We start from the raw sequence: 20,617 nt of genomic DNA on the forward strand, positions 1-20,617 counted from the left end.
CGGCTATTTCATCATGACTGGCTGCTACACCGAAGCCTTGAAGCTAATCTCTAACGCTCTTTGTCCTTTTAACCCGCTGCAGGAGGCCAGGATGAAAACCGTCGAACCTTTTTTCCGGGACTCAGGCGTGGGCCCGGGTGTTGTTTGCTTTCATGCCAACGCGAGTCACTCAGTGCAATGGCGTGGACTGCAAGATCACCTGGCCGCAACGTTTCGGGTTCTGGCGCTCGATTCGTTTGGCGCTGGCAAGAGCCCGGCGTGGCCCACCGATCGAATCGTCACCCTCAGTGAAGAAGCGCGCTTCGCCGAGCCGGTGCTCGCCCGCGCCGGCGAACCGCTCATTCTGGTCGGTCACTCTTATGGTGCGGCGGTGGCGTTGATCGCGGCGTTGCAGAATCCCGGCCGAGTGCGCGCCATGGCGTTGTATGAGCCAACATTATTTGCCCTGCTCGACGCCGAATCGCCCCCACCCAACGAGGCGGATGCCATCCGTGAAGTCGTCGCAGACGCCGGGCTGGCGCTTGAGGCGGGTAACCTGGACGCAGCGGCCCAGCACTTCATTGACTACTGGATGGGCGCCGGAGCCTGGGAGCAAACCCCCGCACAACGCAAGCCCTCCATCGCCGCCGCAGTCGCCAATGTGCAGGGTTGGGCTCATGCGTTGTTGAACGAGCCAACGCCATTGCAGGCGTTCGGTTCGCTCAACCTGCCGGTGCTTTTCATGGTCGGCAAGGACTCACCGGCATCGTCACGGGCAGTGGCGCGGCTGCTGACCGGCGCACTGCCGAACGTTGAAGTGGTAGAACTCGAGGGGCTCGGTCATATGGGGCCGGTTACGCATCCCGAGATCGTCAATCAGGTCATCGTGCAATTTATTGAGCGCAGTTGACCTGACGTCACACCGTTACAGCGCAGGACGCTGCAGGTTGAGCCACTCCTGCACCGCAGGTCGCTGCCATTGACGCTGCGCGTATTCCACCAGCGCGGTTGGCACGGCGTCACCGTTGAGTATCAGCCGGTTGAGCATCAAGGCCAGATCCACATCGGCGATCGACCATTGCCCGAACAAGTTCTCGCGGCCGTCAGCCAGTAGCGCTTGCGCGGCACCGATCAACTTGCGCACGGCCGACTCGGCAGCGGGCGACAAGGGCGCTGCCTTGAGGCCATAAAACACCACCAGTGTGGATCGCTCCTGCCGGATGGGCAGTAGGTCACTGCGCAGCCACGCCTGGACTTGTCGTGCCTTCGCGCGTTGCATCAGGTCTTGCGGATAAACCGGCGTCTGAGGAAAAACGTCTTCCAGGTATTCAGTGATCGCCGACGATTCAGACAAGGCAAAATCACCATGCACGAGCGTCGGTACGCGCTGGGTCAGTGAGAGGCTGGCATAGTCTTGTGCCTGGTTTTCGAAGGCGTCGAGGTCCAGCGGGCTCAGTTCGAATTCGATGCCCTTTTCGCGAAGGACCACGAAAACCGACATGGCATAAGGACTGGTGAATTGAGCATCAACGTACAGGCGCAGGCGGGAATCATTCACGGGGGTCATCTCCATATGGGGAGCAGACACGCTACGAGATCCAGAGCCATAAAGAAAATGCATGATTTTTATGGGGGCATTCCTGAGCGGAATACCTGGTTGGCGGGCAACCGCTGAAATAACTGCCCCGGTGCATGAATGATCCAATTGCGCTTTTCACATGAAAAAAGTCATTTGTGCACCTATCTCGCTCGCATTCTCGGCCCTAAAGTGCACCGCTCTACTCCAGCCCTCGGCGTACTTATGAATCTCTGGTTTCGACTTATCCTCATGCTGTTTCGTCGCCCCTGGCGCAAGCCGGTCGATGCGCTGGCCACTACCGTCATCCGCATGCGCGTCTGGCCGCTCGATCTCGACCTCAACCGGCACGTCACCAATGGCCGCTATTTCACCTTGGCCGACGTGGGCCGCATGGACTTCGTCCTGCGCAGTGGTGCCTACCGCGTAGCCCTGCGCCACAAGGCGGTGCCGATCGTTGGGGATACCTGGGGCAAGTTTCGTCGTGAGCTGAAGCTGTTCGAATCATTTGAGATTCATACCCGAATACTCGGCTGGGACGAGAAGTGGAGCTTGATGGAACACCGCTTCGTGAGCAAAGGACGGGTGATTGGCGTCGTCATCATGCGCGGCCTGTTCCGCGCGGCCAAAGGCACGGTCCCACCTGCCGAGTTTGTCCGGGAGCTGGGATTGGCCGAACAGTCACCCCAGATGTCGCCGTGGTTAACGGCCTGGTCGCAAAGCTGCGACGACATGAGCCGCCAACTTCGAGAGGAAGAAGGCCTGGTGACTTAGCTTCGTCCTGTCTCTGACCCCTAACAGGCGGCCAAATAGAAGCTAATATTCCTCTGAATCCCCTGCCAAGGACTGCAACCATGAGCCGGCTCGAGCTACTGACCAAATGGAGGCTTGCTTAGAGGCCAGATTCTGGTTCACAACATCGTGAAAGGAGGCGTTTGAAATGCAACTCATCACGTTGAACATCGACAAGCCGCAAGCGACGAACTTCATTTTGGGTCAGACGCACTTCATCAAGTCCGTCGAGGACATCCACGAAGCGTTGGTCAACGCCGTGCCAGGTATCCAGTTTGGCGTGGCCTTTTGTGAAGCCTCCGGCAAATGCCTGGTGCGATGGTCTGGCACCAATATCGCCATGATCGAACTGGCGCAGAAAAATGCGCAGGCCATTGCCGCAGGCCATAGCTTCATCATCTTTCTGGGCGACGGTTTCTATCCGCTGAACGTTTTGAACACCGTCAAAATGGTTCCAGAGGTGTGTCGTATTTTTTGTGCAACGGCCAATCCGACTGAAGTGATTCTTGCTGAGACGGAACAGGGACGAGGGATTCTGGGCGTGGTGGATGGCTTCTGTGCCAAAGACATTGAAGGTGATGAAGACATTCTGTGGCGCAAGAACCTGTTGCGGCAGATCGGCTACAAGTTGTGATGAACCTGTACAGACGAAAAGCCCGCACAAGCGTAATGCCAGTCAGTTAAGCGAGCGGGCTTTAAACATCGAGCAGGCTCACCTGCCCGAATTCTGCACAAGTTGCTCGACAAAGAACTCCACATGCCCTCTCGGATGAATCGGCAATGGCCAGGTGTCGACGTTTTGAGCAAGGGCCTGGAAGGCTTGAGCGCATTTGGAACGGGGGAAAGCTTCAAACACTGCACGCCCCTTCTGCACGGCTTTATGCGCACATTCGTCATTCGGCACCGCGCCGACGTATTGCAGAGAGACATCCAGGAACATATCGGTAATCTTTTCCAGCTTGGCAAACAGATTACGGCCCTCCGACGGACTGCCCGTCATGTTGGCCAGCACGCGAAACCGATGCAGTCCGTAGTTCAGGTTGAGCAATTTGATCAGCCCGTAGGCACCGCTGATCGAGGTGGGTTCATCGCATACAACTATGATCACTTCCTGCGCCGCACGGATGAAATTGACCACTGAGCCACCAATACCCGCGGCCGTATCGATGATCAGCACATCCAGCTTATCGCCAATGTCGCTAAAGGACTGGATCAGCGCACGGTATTGCGCCGGTTCCAGATGAATCATGCTCTGCAAGCCCGAAGAGGCCGGGGCAACACGAATGCCTCCAGGCCCCGGCAACAGCGCGTCGGACAGCTCGCAACGTCCTTCGATGACATCGGCCAGTGTGTAGCGCGGAGTCAGTCCCAACAGAATATCGATATTCGCCAGGCCCAGATCGGCGTCCAGCAATACGACACGCCGCCCCATTTTTGCCAGCGCCAACGAAAGGTTAACCGCCACCGTTGTCTTGCCCACGCCACCTTTACCGCCCGTTACCGCGACAACTTGCACGCAATGCACATCATCCATTTTGTCTTCCCTTCCCTGCGCATTGTGTGCCAGTACGTAATGGCACCATTCTGATGCCCGAAGAATAGCTGAAATGCGCAAAATAGCCGCTTTGTCTTCCGACGAGAGGCGTTTCAAGGCATTCCATCGACCGTTTTACCGAAAAATGCCGTTAATCCATTGCCCCAGAGAATGACACTGCGTTCCTGAATGCTCGCTGGCAGATGACCCAATACCCAGACGTCTAAATCCAGACGTCATTGATTGCGGTTCTTTCTCCGTTCTGATCGCCGGTATTCAGCACACCACGCGGCTCGATCAGTAACATCCTCACCTCTCGCTCAGCATAAGGCTTGTGTTCGACGCCCTTGGGGACGACGTACATTTCTCCCTGCCTTACCACGACGGCGCCCTCTCGAAGATCAATGCGAAGCTCGCCTTCGAGGACGATGAAGGTTTCATCGGTATCGGCATGGGCATGCCAGACAAAGTCGCCTTCGATTTTCACCACCTTGAACTGGTAATCGTTCATCTCGGCAATGACCTTGGGTGCCCATTGCTCACTGAACAAAGCAAATTTTTCGGCAAAGTTAATCGCGGTGCAGGTCGCTACGCCAGGTTGGGAATGCATGTGAGTCGTCCTTTCTAGCCAAGTTATCGAGTTCTGACTTTAGGAGCGGAGCAGCGCTGCGTATTGCATGATTGTGCAAGTAGCCCGACAACATTCTCAAGCAAGACCCAGCCGCTTCATCCACCGGCCGGGAGAGACGCCGTAGGTCTGGACGAATTGACGCGTCATGTGGCTTTGATCGAAAAAGCCTGCGGATACCGCTGCCTCCGCCATCGAATAGCCCCCGAACATCAGTGCTCTTGCCAGATCGAGACGTCGTTGAGTCATGTATCGATAGGGGCTCGTACCGTACAGCGCACGAAAATCACGGCTCAGGCTCCAGCGGTCTCGGCCACTTGCCTGCGATAACTCCTCCAGGGTAATGACGCGATCCAGAGACTCATGAATAAGCGCACGCGCGCGCTCGGCCGCTGCGAAATCAAACGACTTGCGCCGCCCGCGTTGACCGCAGAGCACATCCAGCGCTTGCGCGAGGTCATAAATGGCATCGTCTTCTTCCAGAGGTTCGATGCAAGCGTCGAGGTTTTGCAGCAGCACCTGGGTCGCGGCATAAAGCCGTGGGTCGCTCGATAAACCACCTTCGATGAAGGGCAAGGGCTTGCCGCCCAGCACCTGTTGAATCAAGGCCGGTTCGATGTAGATCATCCGATAATGAAAACCCGCTTCGGTACCGGCTTCACCGTCATGCACCTCGTCCGGATGCAAAACGATGGTTTTTCCGGGCAGGCTATGACGCTTGGTGTTGCGGTACTGGAAGCTTTGTACACCCGACAGCGTTCGTCCGATGGCGTACGTATCGTGGCGATGCGGCGTAAACCCATGGCCGCCAAAAAAGGCTTCGATTCGCTCCATCTTCAACGGCTGAGCCGAGCGCTTTACCCAATCCATATCGCCCCTGGTTTTAGTCATGTCCCTGTACCGGCCGAATGATGTCAATACGGTACCAGTCCGGACGCCTGATGTCCTTGAATGACTAGCCCGAATCCCCCATGGCCCCGCCGTTAAATTTGTCTCTTCCCATCGTGAACCAGTCTTCAGACCCGCAGTCTTAGCCGTGCCGTAAAAGAAGCTCACCCAACGAAGCGCTCCTACGGTCATTGCTCGTTCCTGTCCTCCCTATAGCCGTCATCTCATCAGAGCTGTCCGTTCATGCGCCCAACCGTCCGCTGCTGTCGCTTTATTTCGCTGTGCCTGATGCCTTTGTGTGCACTGTTCGCCAGCCCCGCCCATGCCGGCGGGGAGCGGCAACTGGTGGAAGTCATCAACGACTACCGCGCCGATCCCGATCGCTGCGCAGGGCGTTCGGTCAAGCCGTTGCGGCCGCTGTCGCTGAAATCGAACCTGGCCTTGCCGGTCGGCTATGGCGGCGGTTTGCGCAGTGCCTTGAAAGCTAAAGGCTATCAAGCGGTGACGGTGCGCACCATTCGCCTGGTCGGCGCGCAAGATGCCGATGAGGCGTTTGACATGCTTGAGAGCGATTATTGCGGTGCGCTGCTCGATACCCAGTACGCCGACATCGGCGTCACTCGCGCCCGCAGCGAATGGCAAGTGGTGCTGGCACAACCGGTGCTCGATGGGCGTGCCGGCGATTCGCGAGCAGCGAGTAAGACGTTGCTGGCCGAGGTCAATGCGGCACGGGCCAGGCCGCGCCTATGCGGGCGCCAACGCTTTGCCGCCGCACGGCCGCTAACCTGGAATGCCGCCCTGGGAGCTGCCGCGCAAGGGCATAGCAAGGCAATGGCCTACGGCAATTACTTTGCCCACCGCGATCCCGACGGTGATATGCCATTGGACCGGGCCAAAGCCGCCGGCTATCGAGGTCGTCAGATCGGCGAGAACATCGCCGCCGGGCAAAGCTCACCGAACAAAGCGATGGCCGGCTGGCTGGCCAGCCCCGGGCATTGCGCCAACCTGATGAACCCGATGTTTACCCAAGTGGGCGCAGCCTACGCCGCCGATTCGCGCAGCGATAAGGGTGTTTATTGGACGATGCTGTTTGGTGCGCCTTGAGTGAAGCCCATTCCATAACCCATAAAATGCCAGTCGGTTAATCGCAACCCCTGTGGGAGCGGGCTTGCTCACGAAGACGGCGGCACAGTCGACATTGATGTCGCCTGACATACCGCTTTCGCGAGCAAGCCCGCTCCCACAGGGTCCGACGGTGTTCTTCAGACTGGGGTCATGATTCAAATACTCGACGGCGCTGCCACGCGTTGCTGCCCTTTGAAGGCCAGCGAAAAACAGAAAAATATCGCCAACGCGAACCCGGCCGGGAACAGCCAGATGTTTTTCCAGTCATGGCTGTCAGCCGATGCATAGTGATCGGTGACCGTCCCGGCCACCCAAAAGCCAATCAGCATGCCCAAGCCGTACGTCGCGAGCGTGATCAACCCTTGCGCGGAGCTTCTGAATCGCTCCGAGGCTTTGGCATCGGTATAGATCTGTCCTGAGACAAAGAAGAAGTCGTAGCAGATGCCGTGCAGAGCGATGCCGGTGAACAACATGAAGGCGAGGTCGCCGTTGTTACCGTAGGCGAACAACAAGTAGCGCAACGCCCACGCCAGCATCCCCACCAACAGCGCGATTTTGATGCCGAAACGCTGAATGAACAGCGGCAGGAGCAACATGAACAGCACTTCCGAGACTTGCCCGATCGCCATCTTGGCGGTTGGATTGGTCACGCCGATTTCCGCCAGAAACGGGTTGGCATTCTGGTAATAAAACGCCAACGGAATGCAGATCAAAATAGAGGCGATGAAGAACACCAGGTAGCTGCGGTCCTTCAACAAACCCAAGGCGTCCAGCCCCAGCATTTGCTTCAAGCCGACTCTGCCCAGCTCAGGTTTGAGCGGCGCGGTGCGCGGCAGGCTGAAGCTGTAGAGCCCGAGTACAAGGGAGGCAATGGCCGACATCAGAAACGTGTTGCGCAGGCCACCGGATGAGATCGCTTGTTGCGAATCCCAACACAAAGCTGATCACCACGCCTGCCACGATCCAGCCGATGGTGCCCCACACTCTGATCCGCGAGAACTCCAGGGCCGGGTCGCGCATCTGCCGGAACGCCACCGAATTCACCAATGCCAGCGTCGGCATGTAGATCATCATGTAGGCCAGTACGAACGGGTAAAACTCACTGAAGTCAGGCGCTCGATAGAGTTGCAACAGCAGCACTGCGCCGATCAGATGCAACACCGCAAGAATGCGCTCGGCATTGAAGTAGCGGTCGGCAATCAAACCGATCACAAAGGGCGCGATGATCGCGCCCCAGGACTGTGTCGAGAACGCCATGCCGATCTGCCCGCCGCTGGCCCCAAGATTGCTGGAGAGGAAGGTGCCGAGGGTCACGAACCATCCGCCCCAGATAAAGAACTGCAAGAACATCATTACGCTTAATCGCGCACTCATCGTGGTCATATCAGTCACCGTCTTATTGTTTTTTTTGCGGAGAGAGGAACGAACAAGGTTGTATTCAGGCGTCGGGCAAACCCAGCAGTCGACGATTGAAACCTTCGTCGGACGTCACGCTGGCGAAATCGTCGAACGCCTTTTGAGTCTTGGTGATCATGTGCTGCCGGATAAAGGCCGCGCCTTCTGCGGCGCCCTGCTGCGAATCCTTCAGGCAACACTCCCATTCCAGAACCGCCCAGCCGGCAAAGTCGTACTGAGTCAGTTTGCTGAAAATCGATTTGAAATCGATCTGCCCATCGCCCAAGGAACGGAAGCGGCCAGGCCGCTCGACCCAGCCTTGATAGCCGCCGTAGACACCCGAACGGGCATCGGGCCGGAACTCGGCGTCCTTGACGTGGAACATGCGGATGCGCTCGTGGTAGCGATCGATGAAGCCCAGATAGTCCATTTGCTGAAGCAGCAAATGGCTCGGGTCGTAGAGAATCGCGGCGCGCGGATGGTGATCGACGGCCTCGAGGAAACGCTCGAACGAGGCGCCGTCGTGCAGGTCCTCGCCGGGATGGATCTCGTAACAGAGATCGACTCCGGCCTCTTCGAAACAATCGAGGATCGGCAACCAGCGCTTGGCCAGTTCGGCAAAACCCTGCTCGACCAGACCGCTCGGGCGTTGCGGCCACGGGTAGACGTAAGGCCACAGCAGCGCACCGGAAAACGTCGCGTGCGCCTTCAACCCCAAGCGTTGGCTGGCGCGCGCGGCGAGCTTTAACTGATCGATGGCCCATTCGGTTCGTGCCTGAGGCTGGCCGCGCAAATGCGCGGGGGCGAAGTCATCGAACAACGTATCGAACGCCGGATGCACCGCCACCAGTTGGCCCTGCAGATGCGTCGACAGCTCGCTGATTTCGACGCCTGCCTGGGCGCAGACGGCTTTCAATTCATCACAGTATTCCTGACTGTCGGCGGCGCGCGCCAAGTCGATATATTGCGTGCCCAGGGTCGGCAATTGAATGGCTTTGTAACCCTGCGCTGCGGCCCAGCGGGCAATGTTGGCGAGCGTGTTGAAGGGCGCTTCGGCGGACATGAACTGCGCGAGGAAAATACCCGGGCCGCGCAGGCCTGTCGGTGTTGGTGAGGTTTGGTTCACGGGAGAGTTCTGCGGATTCATGGGTTGCACACCAGTTCGGTCCACTTCGCGTCGCCGCGATGATTGGCGATCGCTGCCTCGATGAAGGCCATGCCACGCAACCCGACATCGATGCCCGGCACACCGGGGGCATCGTTGCCTTCGACGTTGCTGCGGATCGCGGTGGCGAAATCACCATAGAGATTGGCCATGGCCTCGAGATAACCCTCGGGATGCCCGGCGGGCAAACGCATGCGCTGGCTGGCGGCCTCGCACAACCAGGGCTGACCGACACCGGAACGAAGGATGCTCAACGGTTGATCGAGGGAACGATGGATCAGGCTCGCGGGCTCTTCCTGACGCCACTCCAACCCGCCTTTATCGCCATAGACGCGGATCTTCAATGGGTTCTCTTCGCCGGCGCAGACCTGGCTGGCGATCAATACCCCGCTGGCCCCGGCGGCCATCTTGAACAGCATCGCCGCGTCATCGTCCAGCTGCCGCCCGGCAATGTGCGAACCCAAGGTTGCGCACACCTGTTCGATGGGTTGGTCCGCGACGAATTCGGCCAGTGAAAAGGCATGGGTGCCGATGTCGCCAATGCAGCCGCCCAGCCCGGACTGCTCGGGCTGATCGCGCCAACTCGCCTGCTTGTTGCCCTGCTTGGCCACATCCCGGCTCAGCCAGCCCTGCGGGTACTCGACAATGACCTTGCGCACAGCGCCGATCACGCCGGTACGCACCATCTTGCGCGCCTGCCAGACCATCGGATAACCCAGATACGTATGGGCCAGCCCATAGAGGCGATCACTGCTTTTCACCACTGCCTTGAGCGCCAGCAGTTCGGACAGATTCAGTGCGGCGGGCTTTTCGCTGAACACATGAAATCCCGCGCTCAGTGCCTGGCTGGCGATCGGCGCGTGCAGGTGATTGGGGGTGACGATCACCAACAACTCCATGCGCTGGTCGGCAGGCAGTGCGCGCTCGCTATCGAGCATCTGTTGCCAGTCGCTGTAGCAGCGTGAGGCGGCCAACCCCAGCGCGGCGCCGGTGTCCTGATTGTTGCGGGCGTCTCGGCTGAAGGCGCCACACACCAGTTCAAAACGACCATCAAGGCCGGCAGCCTGGCGGTGGGCTTTGCCGATGAAAGCGCCCTCGCCGCCCCCGACAAATCCCATTCTTATTTTTGCCGTTGCACCATTCATCGCGAATTTTCTCTTTTTCGGGGTGGGTTAACGCTCAGGTTTGACTATGATGTAACCGGTTACATCATGGCGGAAATTTATGCTCAGTTACTTCGGGTGTCAAACCCGGGATCAAAAAATGAAGGTCATTTCAGCGCACGGCCGGACTGCGGTAAGCTCGCCGGCCACGTTTACATCTGCCGGTTCGATAACGAGGTCGTCTTGTCCAATATCCGTGAAGTAGCCCGGCTGGCCGGCGTCTCGGTGGCCACCGTGTCCCGAACGCTGAAGTCACCCGAGCGCGTACTCCCCGACACCCGGGACAAGGTCAACGCCGCGGTGGAACAGGCCGGCTATCGGCCGAACCTCATGGCCGTGCAGTTTCGCTCGCGCAGAACCGGCAACCTGGTGATTCTGGTCCCGGCCATCGCCAACACGTTTTTCGCACGGGTGATCAGTGGCGCCCAACAGTCGGCACAGGCAGCCGGTTACCGCTTGCTGCTGTGCGACACCCAGGGCCGCGAGGAAATCGAACGGGAATTTGCCGCGCTGGTGTACGCCCACCAGGCCGACGGCGTGATTCAGTTGCGCGCCTACGACCCGTTTGAATCGCCCTTCCCCCACGGCGAGTCACTGCCCTTGGTCAACGCCTGTGAGGTGATTCAAGGCGGGCGGCATCCGACGATCAGCCTCGACAACCGGGCAGCGGCCAAGGCCATGACGGAACATCTGATCGATCTGGGCCATCGCCGGATCGGCCTGATCAAAGGCCCGAAAAGCAGCCCGCTCACACGCGACCGCGTGGCCGGTTATCAAGATGCATTGCACCAGGCCGGTATCGAGTCGGATCCGCAATTGGTCTGCCACGGGGACTTCACGTTGCAGGCCGGTTTTGATGGCGCGGGAATGCTGCTGGAACTGTCCGACCGTCCAACCGCGTTCTTTTGCGAAAACGATGAAATGGCAATCGGTGCCTTGAAGCGCATCAAACAACAGGGTTTGCGGGTACCCGACGATATTTCGTTGGTCGGTTTCGATGACATTCCGTTCGCGGCCTACTGTGATCCGGCGTTGACGACGATCGCGCAACCCGCCGAAATCTTTGGCCAAAAGGCTGTTGAAATGCTGATCGCCCTCATTGAAAAAAAAACCATCCCGGACCGCCATGTGGTGCTGCCGTTCACATTAACCGTGCGTAACAGTACGACCGCCCGAAAGGGATGAGGGAGAAATCATGGACATCAAAACCGACCTGCAACGCATCGCGCTCCAGGAAGAAACGCTGAGGTTTGAACGCTTCGACAAAGCGACGGCCTGGGACTTGGGCACCCGTTTGAAAACTGCCTGCGAGGAGCAAGGCGTGTCCACCACGATCGAGGTCAGGCTGGCGCGGGACACGGTGTTTTTCTACTCGATGCCGGGAACCTCTGCCAGCAATGCCGACTGGGCACGACGCAAGCGAAATGTCGTGGAACTGATGGAACTCAGTTCGTACCGCGTAGGCCTGTCCTTCAAGCTTCAGGGCGATTCACTCGAAGGTTTGATGGGGTTGCCGCTGCGTGATTACGCCGATCATGGGGGCAGTTTCCCGGTGTCGGTCAAGGGCGTGGGGTGCATTGGCGCCGTCACCGTTTCAGGGCTGCCCCAGCGTGAGGATCATGCTTTGGTGGTTCAGGTATTGGCACAGATGTGCGGGGCCGAGCCGAGCGAACTTGCGCTTGAGGCCGAATAACACCTGTGGGAGCGGGCTTGCTCGCGAAAGCGGCGTGTCAGGCGACATCGATGTTGACTATGCCGCCGCCTTCGCGAGCAAGCCCGCTCCCACATGGATTTCGCTTAATTGACTGGCACCGGGTCTCCCAACAAATGGATTACTTCGGTTGCGCCACCGTGCGCAAATAAGGTTTCACCGTTTTGAAGCCATCCGGATATTTCTTCCTGGCGTCCTCATCGGAGACCGAAGTGGGAATGATCACGTCCTCGCCTGGACGCCAGTTCACCGGGGTGGCGACGGTGTGCTTGGCGTTCAACTGCAGGGAATCGAGCAGACGCAGCACCTCATCGAAGTTGCGGCCGGCACTCATCGGGTAGATCAGCATCGCCTTGACCTTTTTGTCCGGGCCGATGATGAACACTGAACGCACCGTGGCGTTGTCCACCGCAGTCCGTGCGCCGCCGCTGGCATTCGGATGGATCATGTCGTAGAGCTTCGCCACCACCAGGTTCTCGTCCCCGATCATCGGATAGTTGACCGCATGCCCCTGGGTCTCTTCGATGTCTTTGGCCCAGGTCTGGTGATTACTGACAGGGTCGACGCTGAGCCCGACGATCTTGGTGTTGCGCTTATCGAACTCTGGCTTGAGCCCCGCCATGTAGCCAAGCTCAGTGGTGCACACCGGGGTGAAGTCCTTGGGATGGGAAAACAGGATCGCCCACTTGTCGCCGATCCACTCGTGGAAATGCAGCGGGCCTTCGGTGCTCTCGACGGTAAAGTCCGGTGCTTCGTCGCCAATTCGGATTGCCATGTTCGTTCTCCTTACTGTTGAGTCGTAGGAAGCCGCTGGCAGCTGTTCCAACGGCGTTCAGGATCTGCGTTGAACCTGTCAACGCGGGTCAGTATAGGAGACGCTTGAACATAAGGCAGTTATCGCCGCGCCCACACTGCAGCCCTTGATCGACGGGGCCTTCAAGCCTTCGCGTCACCTTCGACCGACACCGCAAGCCCCGATGTCCTGGCCAGCCAGTAATAGAGAATGCCCGGCACCACCAACCCGACGATCCAGGAAATATCGACACCGCCAAGCTGCGCGACCATCGGTCCGGAATAGAAGTGAGTGTCGACAAAAGGCAGCTGAACCAGCACACCGAAGACATACACGCTGATCCCCAACACATTCCAGCGCCCATAACGCCCCGCCGGGTCGGACAACGCGGGAATGTCATAACGCTCTTTGTTGATGAAGTAATAATCCACCAGGTTGATCGCGCTCCACGGCGTGAAGAAGGTCAACAAAAACAGGATGAAGTATTTGAACGTCGTGAGAAACGAATGCAGCCCCAGCAATGCCAGCGCGGTGGACGCGCCGACAATCGCCAGCACGAACAGCATGCGTTTGCCGGCGGATATCTCGAAGCCACGACGGAAGCCACTGATAATGGTGGCCACGCACATGAAGCTGCCATAAGCGTTGAGGGTCGACACCGTGACCTTGCCGAACACCACGCTCAAATACAGCAGAGAAGCGATCACGCCGGTGCTGCCCAACCCGACGATAGTGGCGACTTCATGTCCACGAAAACTCGTGCCCGCCAATGCAGCGGCGAACACTCCCAGCACCATCGACGCCTGGGCGCCCAGCACCGTTCCCAGACCTACGGCGGTGAACGTTTTCCACGACGAGGTCTTGCTCGGCAGGTAGCGTGAGTAGTCAGCCACATAAGGACCGAACGCAATCTGCCAGGACGCGGAAAGGGACACCGCCAGCAGGAAATTGCTCCAGCCGAAATGGCGATTTTCCAGCAACAGACCGATGTCGTTGAGCGTCATCAATCGGGTAAACAGGTAGACGAAGGCAATGATGCCCAGCACGCTGGCCACCCGTCCGACCCAGTGGATGACCCGATAACCGAAGATCGTCAGAAACGCGATGCAGGCGGCGAAAATCAGGATGCCGGCGCTGTCGCTGACGTCGATCAGCTGGGCAATGGCCTGCCCCGACAGCACCGCGCCGGTGGCGCTGAAACCGAGGTACATCAGGCACACCAGCACAATCGGGATCGCCGCTCCATAGACGCCGAATTGCACGCGACTGGAGATCATCTGCGGCAGCCCAAGCTTCGGTCCTTGTGCCGCGTGCAGGGCAACCACCGCACCGCCGAGCAACTGGCCGATCAGCAAACCGATGAGTGACCAGAACACATCGCCACCCAGCACCACGGCCAGAGCGCCGGTGACGATCGCCGTGATCTGCAGGTTGGCGCCGAGCCACAGGGTGAACTGGCTGTAGAGGCTGCCATGGCGCTCGGCCTCGGGAATGTAATCGATCGAACGCGTCTCGATCAGGGGACTTCGCTGCTGACTATCGCTGACCTGGGTCATTGCGGTGGTTTTCCTGTGAAGAACAGTTTGTTGTTTTTATCGTGTGGGCTTGAACGCTTAGAAGGCCTTGCTGGCACTGGCTACGACTGTGGCAGTGCATAGATCGCCATAGCCGTACCAGCTCGCACATTCGCTTTTCGACAGGTCGGTATCGACGTAGCTGAGGCCCCAGGTCACGCCGACGAAATCACGGGTCAGTTTGGCTTCCCACTCGGTGTAGGCATCACGGCTTTCGCCGTTGGTGGACCAGAACGCCGGGTCTTTGACATCGTTGCGACCCACGCGCAGGTCCAGGCCGATCTCGGCCGGCAATTCGATTGTGTAGCTGAGGTAGGTGTAGAGGGTGTCCTGGTCCTCGCCAAAGAAGTTCGGCGTATCGTTTGAGTAGTTGGCGCCGAGCTTCACGCCATAAACGTCAAGGATGGCGTAGACCTCACTCATGTTGAATTGGCCTTCCTTTGGATAGTCGTACTTGAGGTACCCCAGATCGAGACTGATTGCTTCGGTCGCCTGCCAGTAGTAGCCCGCGTAGTAATCAAGTTCCTGCCGGGTCTTGTAGGGGCCGCCGAAATCGACATTCGAGGTCCAGGCGCCAATGTACAAGCCGCTGCTGTGCACCAGCGTGGCGCCGGCCTGAACCGCCGGATCCCCCAGGGTTTGCGAAATGCCACGAGTGCGGTAGTCGCTGACAACGCCCAGGGTCATGTCCAGGCTGAAGTTGTCGTTAAGTGTCAGCGCCTGGCTGGTCAGGGGAGCCAATACAAGGCTGGCAAGGGTCAATGCTGAGCGTACGTTCATACAAGTCTCTTATTTTTATGGATCAGCGGGTGATTTCGGGCATGGTGTTGCCCTAATGCCTGTCAGTTAAACGGGATCTGTAGGAGTGGGCTTGCCCGCGAAGACGGCGGTACAGTCAACATTGATGTCGCCTGACACACCGCTTTCGCGGGCAAGCCCGCTCCTACAGATTTCGCGGTAACTGACTGGCATTGGGCGTTGCCCAGCCCCTCGCCATGCGAGGAGCAGGAGCATTTTTTGGTGCTGCCGGCGGATAGTCGTCACGACGCGGGCGCGTAAACCTGCTTGCCAGCGAAGAAAGTCTTCAGGACCTTGGTGTCGAACAACTCGTCGTCGCTGACCTTGAACACATCGCGATCGAGGATGATCAGATCGGCCTGTTTGCCGGGCGCCAGCGAGCCAATCTGTTGCTCCAGCCGCAGGACTTTGGCGGCATTGAGGGTGTAGGCATAGAACATGGTCTGGCGATCAATGCTTTCATTGGCATTCAACACACCCAGCGGCCCTTTGCGGGTGCTGGCCTGAGCGATGGCATTCCACGGGTTGGGGCTGGACACCGGCCAGTCACTGCCACCGGCGATGAGCGCACCGGCGTTATGCAGGGACCTGGCGGGATACTGATAACCGTAAGCGAACGCGCTGATATACGGCTTGACCAACTCCACCGTGTAAGACTCGCCGGTCGCCCACAGCAGCTGCATGGAAGCGATCACGCCCAGTTGCTTGAAGCGCGGAAACTCCTTTGGATTGACCAGTTGCAAGTGAGTGATGCTGTGGGCCATCGGTGCCGGGTTGAGTTTGCGCGCGTATTCAATGCCATTGAGTGACTCACGTACGGCACGGTCGCCGACCGCATGCGTGTGCACAATCCAGTCACGCTTCTCCGCCGCGACTACCAATTCACCAAAGTGTGCCGGGTCGATCAGCAACTGACCGTTTTTGTGACTGTTGGTGAACGGAACAATCACCGCTGCCGTCTGCCCCGGGAACTCCAGAACGCCGTCCGCAAAGACCTTGATGCCGGGGAAGCTCAGGTTGGGCACGCCCTCGAATTTCTTCATCACCTTGGCCAGCACTTCCAAATCGGCCGGCCGGCTTTTTGGGTTGGCCAGCAGCAGCGCCGCGACGTGGGCATTGAGCTCGCCCTTCTCTGCCAGTTCGCGGTAAAGCGGTAGAACACCGTAACTCTGCTCGGTGGCCCGGAAATCGAACAGCGAATCACCACTTCCGGCATTCGCTGCCGCGTCCATCCAGGCGGTAACGCCATATTGATGATTGACCTTCACCGCCTCGCGGGCAGCCTTCAACATGACCTCGTTGCCGGGCGCGGGGATCTGACTGCGCACCTTGTCCCAGCGCGACTCGGCGAACAAACCATTGGGAGTGAAGTCCGCTGCGTGCCCCACGAAGCTGCGGTCCTGTTCCGACAGACCTTTTACCAGTGCCGCGTCGATCTTCAGACGCTTGAGCATCGCGTTGTTGGCCCAACCGGTATGCCCGTCGATCCCGCTGAGAACCACCGGTTGATCCGCCCAGCGTCCCTGATTGAAGCGCTGACCGAGCTCGCGGCTTTTCTCCCAATAGGCCGAACTCACCCCGGCAATGCTGATCACGTCACCGGCCCGTGCGCGCCCCGCCTCATCCTGCTCGATCACCCATTGCTCGAGTTCCGGCAACGGCTTCACTTCATCCAGCAGATTGGCACCCTGGCTGTTGAAAGCCGCAACGACCGGGTGACTATGGGTATCAATCATTCCAGGCATCAATACTTTGCCCGCCAGGTCGATTCGTTGCGTCTGGGCATCGGCCAGGGCGTTGATCTCGGCATCGCTGCCCACTTTAAGAATCTTGCCGTCTTGCACCGCCACGGCCTGAACCAGCGCTTGACCGGGTTCGGCGGTAAAGACTTTGCCGTTGAACAACACAAGATCAGCCGCGGCCATGGCTTGCACCGAGGAAAGGGCCAGGGCTGCGGCCAACAGGTTGGGAATGAATAGTTGCATCGGAACACTCTCTTGTTTTTATTGGGCGATTCGGGATGTGGAAGCTTGTGACAACGCCTTCGGATCAAGTCCAACGAACGGCGCCTTGGCCCACACGACCTTGCCGCCAACCATCGTCAGCAGCACTTCGTTCCGGCCCAGCTCATCCTCCGGCACCTGCATGAAGTTCTTGTCCAACACGATCAAGTCGGCGAACTTGCCCACTTCAACCGAACCGACAACGGTGTCCAGTTTCAGCTGCTCGGCGGCGTTCATGGTGATGGTGCGCAGCACGTCGGTACGCGACAGCGCCGGGTCGGCATTCAGCCTGCCCGCATACTTGGGGCCATAGCTGTGCGGGTTCAGCGGATCGCCTGAACGGGTGACACCGATCTTCAACGCCAGGAATTCATCGAGCGGGTCGACCGGCCAATCGCTGCCATAAGCAACCCGGCCGCCAGCACGGCTGATGCTGCCCGATGGCTCCATGCGGGCAAAACGCGCAGGCCCCAGATGATCGCTGGTACCGTCGACCGTGGACGGCGCCTGCTGGGCCCATTGGAACGACATGTTGGCGGTCACGTCGAGCGCCTTGAAACGTGAATAGTCGGCGGGGTCTACCGATTCGGCATGAGTAATGGCTGGACGAAAACCGTTGCCCGGCAGTTGCTGGCGTACGTATTCGATACTGTTCAACGAGTCACGTACCGCCCGGTCTCCGGTGGCGTGAAGGTGCGGGTCGAGGCCGGCCTGCACCGCTTGCAACAGCAACGGATTGAGCACTTGCGGCGGGTAGTACAGCTCACCGACATTCTTGCCAGGCGTCCACTTGGGCGCGGCATCGTTGCCGGCATTGCGCAGGTACGGCGCCAACATTGCCCCGGTATCCGCTGGAGCATTGATGATGCCGTCCATGAACAATTTGACGTGACGCATGCTCACACCCGGCGCGACTTTGGCCTCGCCCTGGTCGTAGGTGTTGGCCAGTGCCTTGGCCTCGGCAATGGTTTTCGCCGGGTCTGCAACAGCGGCGGCAGGGTCGAGTTTGATCGCCAGCAAGGCCCGTGCGGTCAACTCACCCGACTGTTGCAGGGTGGTAAACGCTTTGCCATTTTCAGGCCCTGACAAGGCATCGAAGAAACTGGTGATGCCTTGCTGACGCATGGCGTCGAGCGCCGCGCGGGTCTGGTTGAGTTTCTCTGCGTCGGTGGCTGGCGGCACCACGGCGGCCATGGCATCGGCGGCACCGTCTTCGCAGATACCAGTCGGGTTGCCGGCGCTGTCGCGCACGTACTTGCCATCACCCGGATTGGCCGTGTGCTTGTTGATGCCAGCGACCGCCAGGCCACGAGAGTTTGTCAGCACGGTATGGAAGTCGGTGGAACGGACCTGAATCGGGCGATGAGTCTTGAGTGCATCCAGCGTTGATTTGTCGGGATCGCCGTCAAGCCCGGTCATGCCCATGCGGTCCCAACTGCCCACTTCAAGCCAGACATCGGGGCCCTTGCCCTTGTCGGCATCCAGACACGCCTGAATGGTTTCCTGGAAAACCTTGCGGGTCATCGTCTGGTATTTCAGGTCGCACAACGTCATGGCGCGACCGCCGTCCCCCGGATGCATGTGCGCATCGACGAAGCCGGGCATCAACATGCGCCCCGCGAGATCGATCAGCTGGGTCTGCGTGCCGATATACGAAGCAACGCCTTCATCGCTGCCGACATAGACGATCTTCCCGCCCGTGACGGCGATCGCCTGCTGCACGGAGTTCTTGCCATCGACGGTGTAAATATAGCCGTTGCGCATCACCCTGTCAGCTGGTGTCAAACCGTGTGTCTGACACCCCACCAGCGCCATGCAGGAAAATGCCGTTGTCGACGCAACGGCGATAAACAGCCTGGAAAATTTCAACTGCCTCACCTCTATTTTTATAGTTTTGGAAGTGGCCCGAACAGACGGCCGCAAGCCTCTGATATGCAGGCATACCCTATAGGGCGCGGGCGTCGGATGGACCTCTGCAAATGAGGAGGGGTGAGGTAATTAAATGATAGGGGGTCGATCTGGTGATTCTCGGCAAGTCGCCTGTTACTGTCAGTTCAGGCGCGGAACCTGTGGGAGCGAGCCTGTTCGCGAAGACGGCCGCACAGCCAACATTGATATGGCCTGACATCGCTGAACTCGATGACGACTTGCTCATCATCGGTCAGTTCGATCAGGAGTAAGCCTTTTACTGAGGATGGTTGGGCGCCGAGGGAAGTCGACGTGGCGCAGGTCGTAGACGCCGGGCACGGGGTGCAGCCAGGACGTCGTGTTGCGGACTCGTCTCGCCTGTACGAATCCCCAGAAACGAAAAAGCCCAGCGGCTAGCTGGGCTTTTTCATCAATGACACATTCGCCTTAGGCAGAAGCCTTCTCGGTTTTTCGCGCCATCTTGAGAGCTTCCGCCTTATCCAGCACGTCACGCTGAGAGGCGATCGCTTTAGACATCGCCATTATAAATACGTCCCGCTTGGTCTCGGGGGAAGCCTTGCAGAAAAATTCAGCCAAGGACTGGATTTTCCGATCTTAGCTGCACTCATTTTCTCTGCCTCGGTTAGGAGCTCGATAAGCTCAAGATGGTTCAACCTAACATTTAGATCGCCTCTAGACCATCCGCCTGCCTGTGCGACTCGCGCACAAGATAATTCAACATCGCCAAAGGCTCCTTGTTTAGGCGCCCTCAAAGTTACGTCCTGAAAGCTACAAAACCTTGCGCCATTGCCTACGGCTGCACCAGAATCCGCCGGCTTGTGCGCTTTGGATCCACTCGGTAACTTGATTCGCATCACTGATCCCCAGTGATCGGGTTTAGCAGCCCGTCGTGACGAAGCGCATTTGCATCCAGACAGTCAGGTCATTTTTCAGGCCTGCACTTTATGGTAGCTGTGCGCAGGGCGCCCTCGGGCGCGCCGGATTCGTCTCCGCCGGTCTGCTAACCTGCGCATAGCTGCCACCCTTCGTTTAGCAGCGATTCGGTGATGGCTCCATATTGTTGGAGACGTAAATATGTTCAAGGTAACGCCAAACCCACCAGACGCCGATCCGATATCCCCATACGAACCCGATTCAAAAAAACTCAACGAAGCCGCCGAACGCGCCCTCAACTTCCACTTCCCATCGAATGCCGACATCAAAGCCACCGCGCGTACACCCAGCACGATGCTTTCCGTGAACCCAGAAGCCACAGCCGAAACCCTGGCGGTTTTTTTGGTCGAGACGTTGGCTTCGGTCGATGTGATGGTCCATCAGTTGGTGGATCATTTGGAGGGTGATTCACGCTACGCCCTGCTGGGCATTTCCAACAGCATCATGGTGGCGGAGATCACGGCGAACCGGGTGCTGGATAAAATAGAAGTGTGAGCTCCATTCCCCTGTAGGAGCGAGGCTGTTGTGGCTCAATGTTTTTGGACCATGATGTAGGAGTGTCGATCTAAGGAAGCATCATGGGATATCGGGTTGTTAACGCCGAGGAAAAAGCGGAAGCCATTCGCTTGGT

18 protein-coding genes and 1 pseudogene are annotated in these 20,617 nt (G+C 58.6%); 7 read left to right on the top strand and 12 right to left on the bottom strand.

All coding sequences use genetic code 11. The features are described 5' to 3' along the window. Nucleotides 1-91: 91 nt before the first annotated feature. Nucleotides 92-889, top strand: coding sequence for an alpha/beta fold hydrolase (locus MEB48_RS24870; protein ID WP_237886469.1), 798 nt, complete (start codon nucleotides 92-94; stop codon nucleotides 887-889). Between the two features lie 15 nt (nucleotides 890-904). Here MEB48_RS24870 and yfcF read toward each other — a convergent pair whose 3' ends face one another. Further along, nucleotides 905-1,537, bottom strand: coding sequence for a glutathione transferase (yfcF, locus tag MEB48_RS24875; RefSeq protein WP_237886470.1), 633 nt, complete (start codon nucleotides 1,535-1,537; stop codon nucleotides 905-907). A 243-nt stretch (nucleotides 1,538-1,780) separates the two neighbouring features. Between yfcF and MEB48_RS24880 the strand changes: the two genes are divergently transcribed. Together MEB48_RS24880 and MEB48_RS24885 are read left to right on the top strand one after the other, a co-directional pair. Further along, complete coding sequence (locus MEB48_RS24880; RefSeq protein ID WP_237886485.1) at nucleotides 1,781-2,329, top strand: thioesterase family protein; 549 nt, start codon at nucleotides 1,781-1,783, stop codon at nucleotides 2,327-2,329. A gap of 166 nt (nucleotides 2,330-2,495) precedes the next feature. Continuing rightward, nucleotides 2,496-2,981: an adenosine-specific kinase gene (locus MEB48_RS24885; protein ID WP_237886471.1), complete on the top strand. Its 486-nt coding sequence runs from the start codon at nucleotides 2,496-2,498 to the stop codon at nucleotides 2,979-2,981. Between the two features lie 78 nt (nucleotides 2,982-3,059). Here MEB48_RS24885 and MEB48_RS24890 read toward each other — a convergent pair whose 3' ends face one another. From MEB48_RS24890 to MEB48_RS24900, 3 genes are all read right to left on the bottom strand, one after another. After that, nucleotides 3,060-3,881 (bottom strand): MinD/ParA family protein, encoded by an 822-nt coding sequence (locus MEB48_RS24890; protein ID WP_237886472.1) that lies wholly within the window; start codon nucleotides 3,879-3,881, stop codon nucleotides 3,060-3,062. A 223-nt stretch (nucleotides 3,882-4,104) separates the two neighbouring features. Beyond that, nucleotides 4,105-4,491: a cupin domain-containing protein gene (locus MEB48_RS24895; protein ID WP_237886473.1), complete on the bottom strand. Its 387-nt coding sequence runs from the start codon at nucleotides 4,489-4,491 to the stop codon at nucleotides 4,105-4,107. A gap of 96 nt (nucleotides 4,492-4,587) precedes the next feature. Further along, nucleotides 4,588-5,400 carry an AraC family transcriptional regulator gene (locus tag MEB48_RS24900; RefSeq protein ID WP_237886486.1) on the bottom strand — a complete coding sequence of 271 codons (813 nt, stop codon included), beginning with the start codon at nucleotides 5,398-5,400 and terminating at the stop codon, nucleotides 4,588-4,590. 240 nt (nucleotides 5,401-5,640) lie between these two features. On the opposite strand from MEB48_RS24900, the gene MEB48_RS24905 reads away from it, so the two are divergent. Further along, nucleotides 5,641-6,501, top strand: a complete 861-nt coding sequence (locus MEB48_RS24905; protein ID WP_237886474.1) for a CAP domain-containing protein — start codon at nucleotides 5,641-5,643, stop codon at nucleotides 6,499-6,501. A 176-nt stretch (nucleotides 6,502-6,677) separates the two neighbouring features. Here MEB48_RS24905 and MEB48_RS24910 read toward each other — a convergent pair. The 3 genes and pseudogenes from MEB48_RS24910 to MEB48_RS24920 all read right to left on the bottom strand — a co-directional run bounded on the left by MEB48_RS24910 (nucleotide 6,678) and on the right by MEB48_RS24920 (nucleotide 10,227). Continuing rightward, a pseudogene (locus tag MEB48_RS24910) lies at nucleotides 6,678-7,905 on the bottom strand (nucleoside permease). Nucleotides 7,906-7,960: 55 nt separating this feature from the next. Next, nucleotides 7,961-9,064 (bottom strand): sugar phosphate isomerase/epimerase family protein, encoded by a 1,104-nt coding sequence (locus MEB48_RS24915; RefSeq protein WP_237886475.1) that lies wholly within the window; start codon nucleotides 9,062-9,064, stop codon nucleotides 7,961-7,963. Continuing rightward, nucleotides 9,061-10,227, bottom strand: coding sequence for a Gfo/Idh/MocA family protein (locus tag MEB48_RS24920; protein WP_442969121.1), 1,167 nt, complete (start codon nucleotides 10,225-10,227; stop codon nucleotides 9,061-9,063). The genes MEB48_RS24915 and MEB48_RS24920 overlap by 4 nt, the downstream gene beginning before the upstream one ends. 201 nt (nucleotides 10,228-10,428) lie before the next feature. Here MEB48_RS24920 and MEB48_RS24925 point away from each other — a divergent pair, with 201 nt between their 5' ends. Further along, nucleotides 10,429-11,430, top strand: a complete 1,002-nt coding sequence (locus MEB48_RS24925) for a LacI family DNA-binding transcriptional regulator (protein ID WP_237886477.1) — start codon at nucleotides 10,429-10,431, stop codon at nucleotides 11,428-11,430. Nucleotides 11,431-11,440: 10 nt separating this feature from the next. After that, a complete protein-coding gene (locus MEB48_RS24930; protein WP_237886478.1) occupies nucleotides 11,441-11,938 on the top strand; it encodes a heme-degrading domain-containing protein in 498 nt (165 codons plus the stop codon). Nucleotides 11,939-12,077: 139 nt separating this feature from the next. On the opposite strand, the gene MEB48_RS24935 is transcribed toward MEB48_RS24930, so the two are convergent. From MEB48_RS24935 to MEB48_RS24955, 5 genes are all read right to left on the bottom strand, one after another. After that, a complete protein-coding gene (locus MEB48_RS24935; protein ID WP_038982589.1) occupies nucleotides 12,078-12,731 on the bottom strand; it encodes a peroxiredoxin in 654 nt (217 codons plus the stop codon). A gap of 161 nt (nucleotides 12,732-12,892) precedes the next feature. Next, nucleotides 12,893-14,305, bottom strand: coding sequence for a purine-cytosine permease family protein (locus tag MEB48_RS24940; protein ID WP_237886479.1), 1,413 nt, complete (start codon nucleotides 14,303-14,305; stop codon nucleotides 12,893-12,895). Nucleotides 14,306-14,362: 57 nt separating this feature from the next. After that, a complete protein-coding gene (locus tag MEB48_RS24945; protein ID WP_237886480.1) occupies nucleotides 14,363-15,103 on the bottom strand; it encodes a TorF family putative porin in 741 nt (246 codons plus the stop codon). Between the two features lie 260 nt (nucleotides 15,104-15,363). After that, nucleotides 15,364-17,106 carry an amidohydrolase gene (locus MEB48_RS24950; protein WP_237886481.1) on the bottom strand — a complete coding sequence of 581 codons (1,743 nt, stop codon included), beginning with the start codon at nucleotides 17,104-17,106 and terminating at the stop codon, nucleotides 15,364-15,366. Nucleotides 17,107-17,124: 18 nt separating this feature from the next. After that, nucleotides 17,125-18,993, bottom strand: coding sequence for an amidohydrolase (locus MEB48_RS24955; RefSeq protein ID WP_237886482.1), 1,869 nt, complete (start codon nucleotides 18,991-18,993; stop codon nucleotides 17,125-17,127). Between the two features lie 1,134 nt (nucleotides 18,994-20,127). Here MEB48_RS24955 and MEB48_RS24960 point away from each other — a divergent pair. Beyond that, nucleotides 20,128-20,481 (top strand): DUF6124 family protein, encoded by a 354-nt coding sequence (locus MEB48_RS24960; RefSeq protein ID WP_237886483.1) that lies wholly within the window; start codon nucleotides 20,128-20,130, stop codon nucleotides 20,479-20,481. Nucleotides 20,482-20,617 lie beyond the last annotated feature (136 nt).

It is taken from the genome of Pseudomonas sp. PGPR40, assembly GCF_022014505.1.
Lineage (GTDB): Bacteria > Pseudomonadota > Gammaproteobacteria > Pseudomonadales > Pseudomonadaceae > Aquipseudomonas.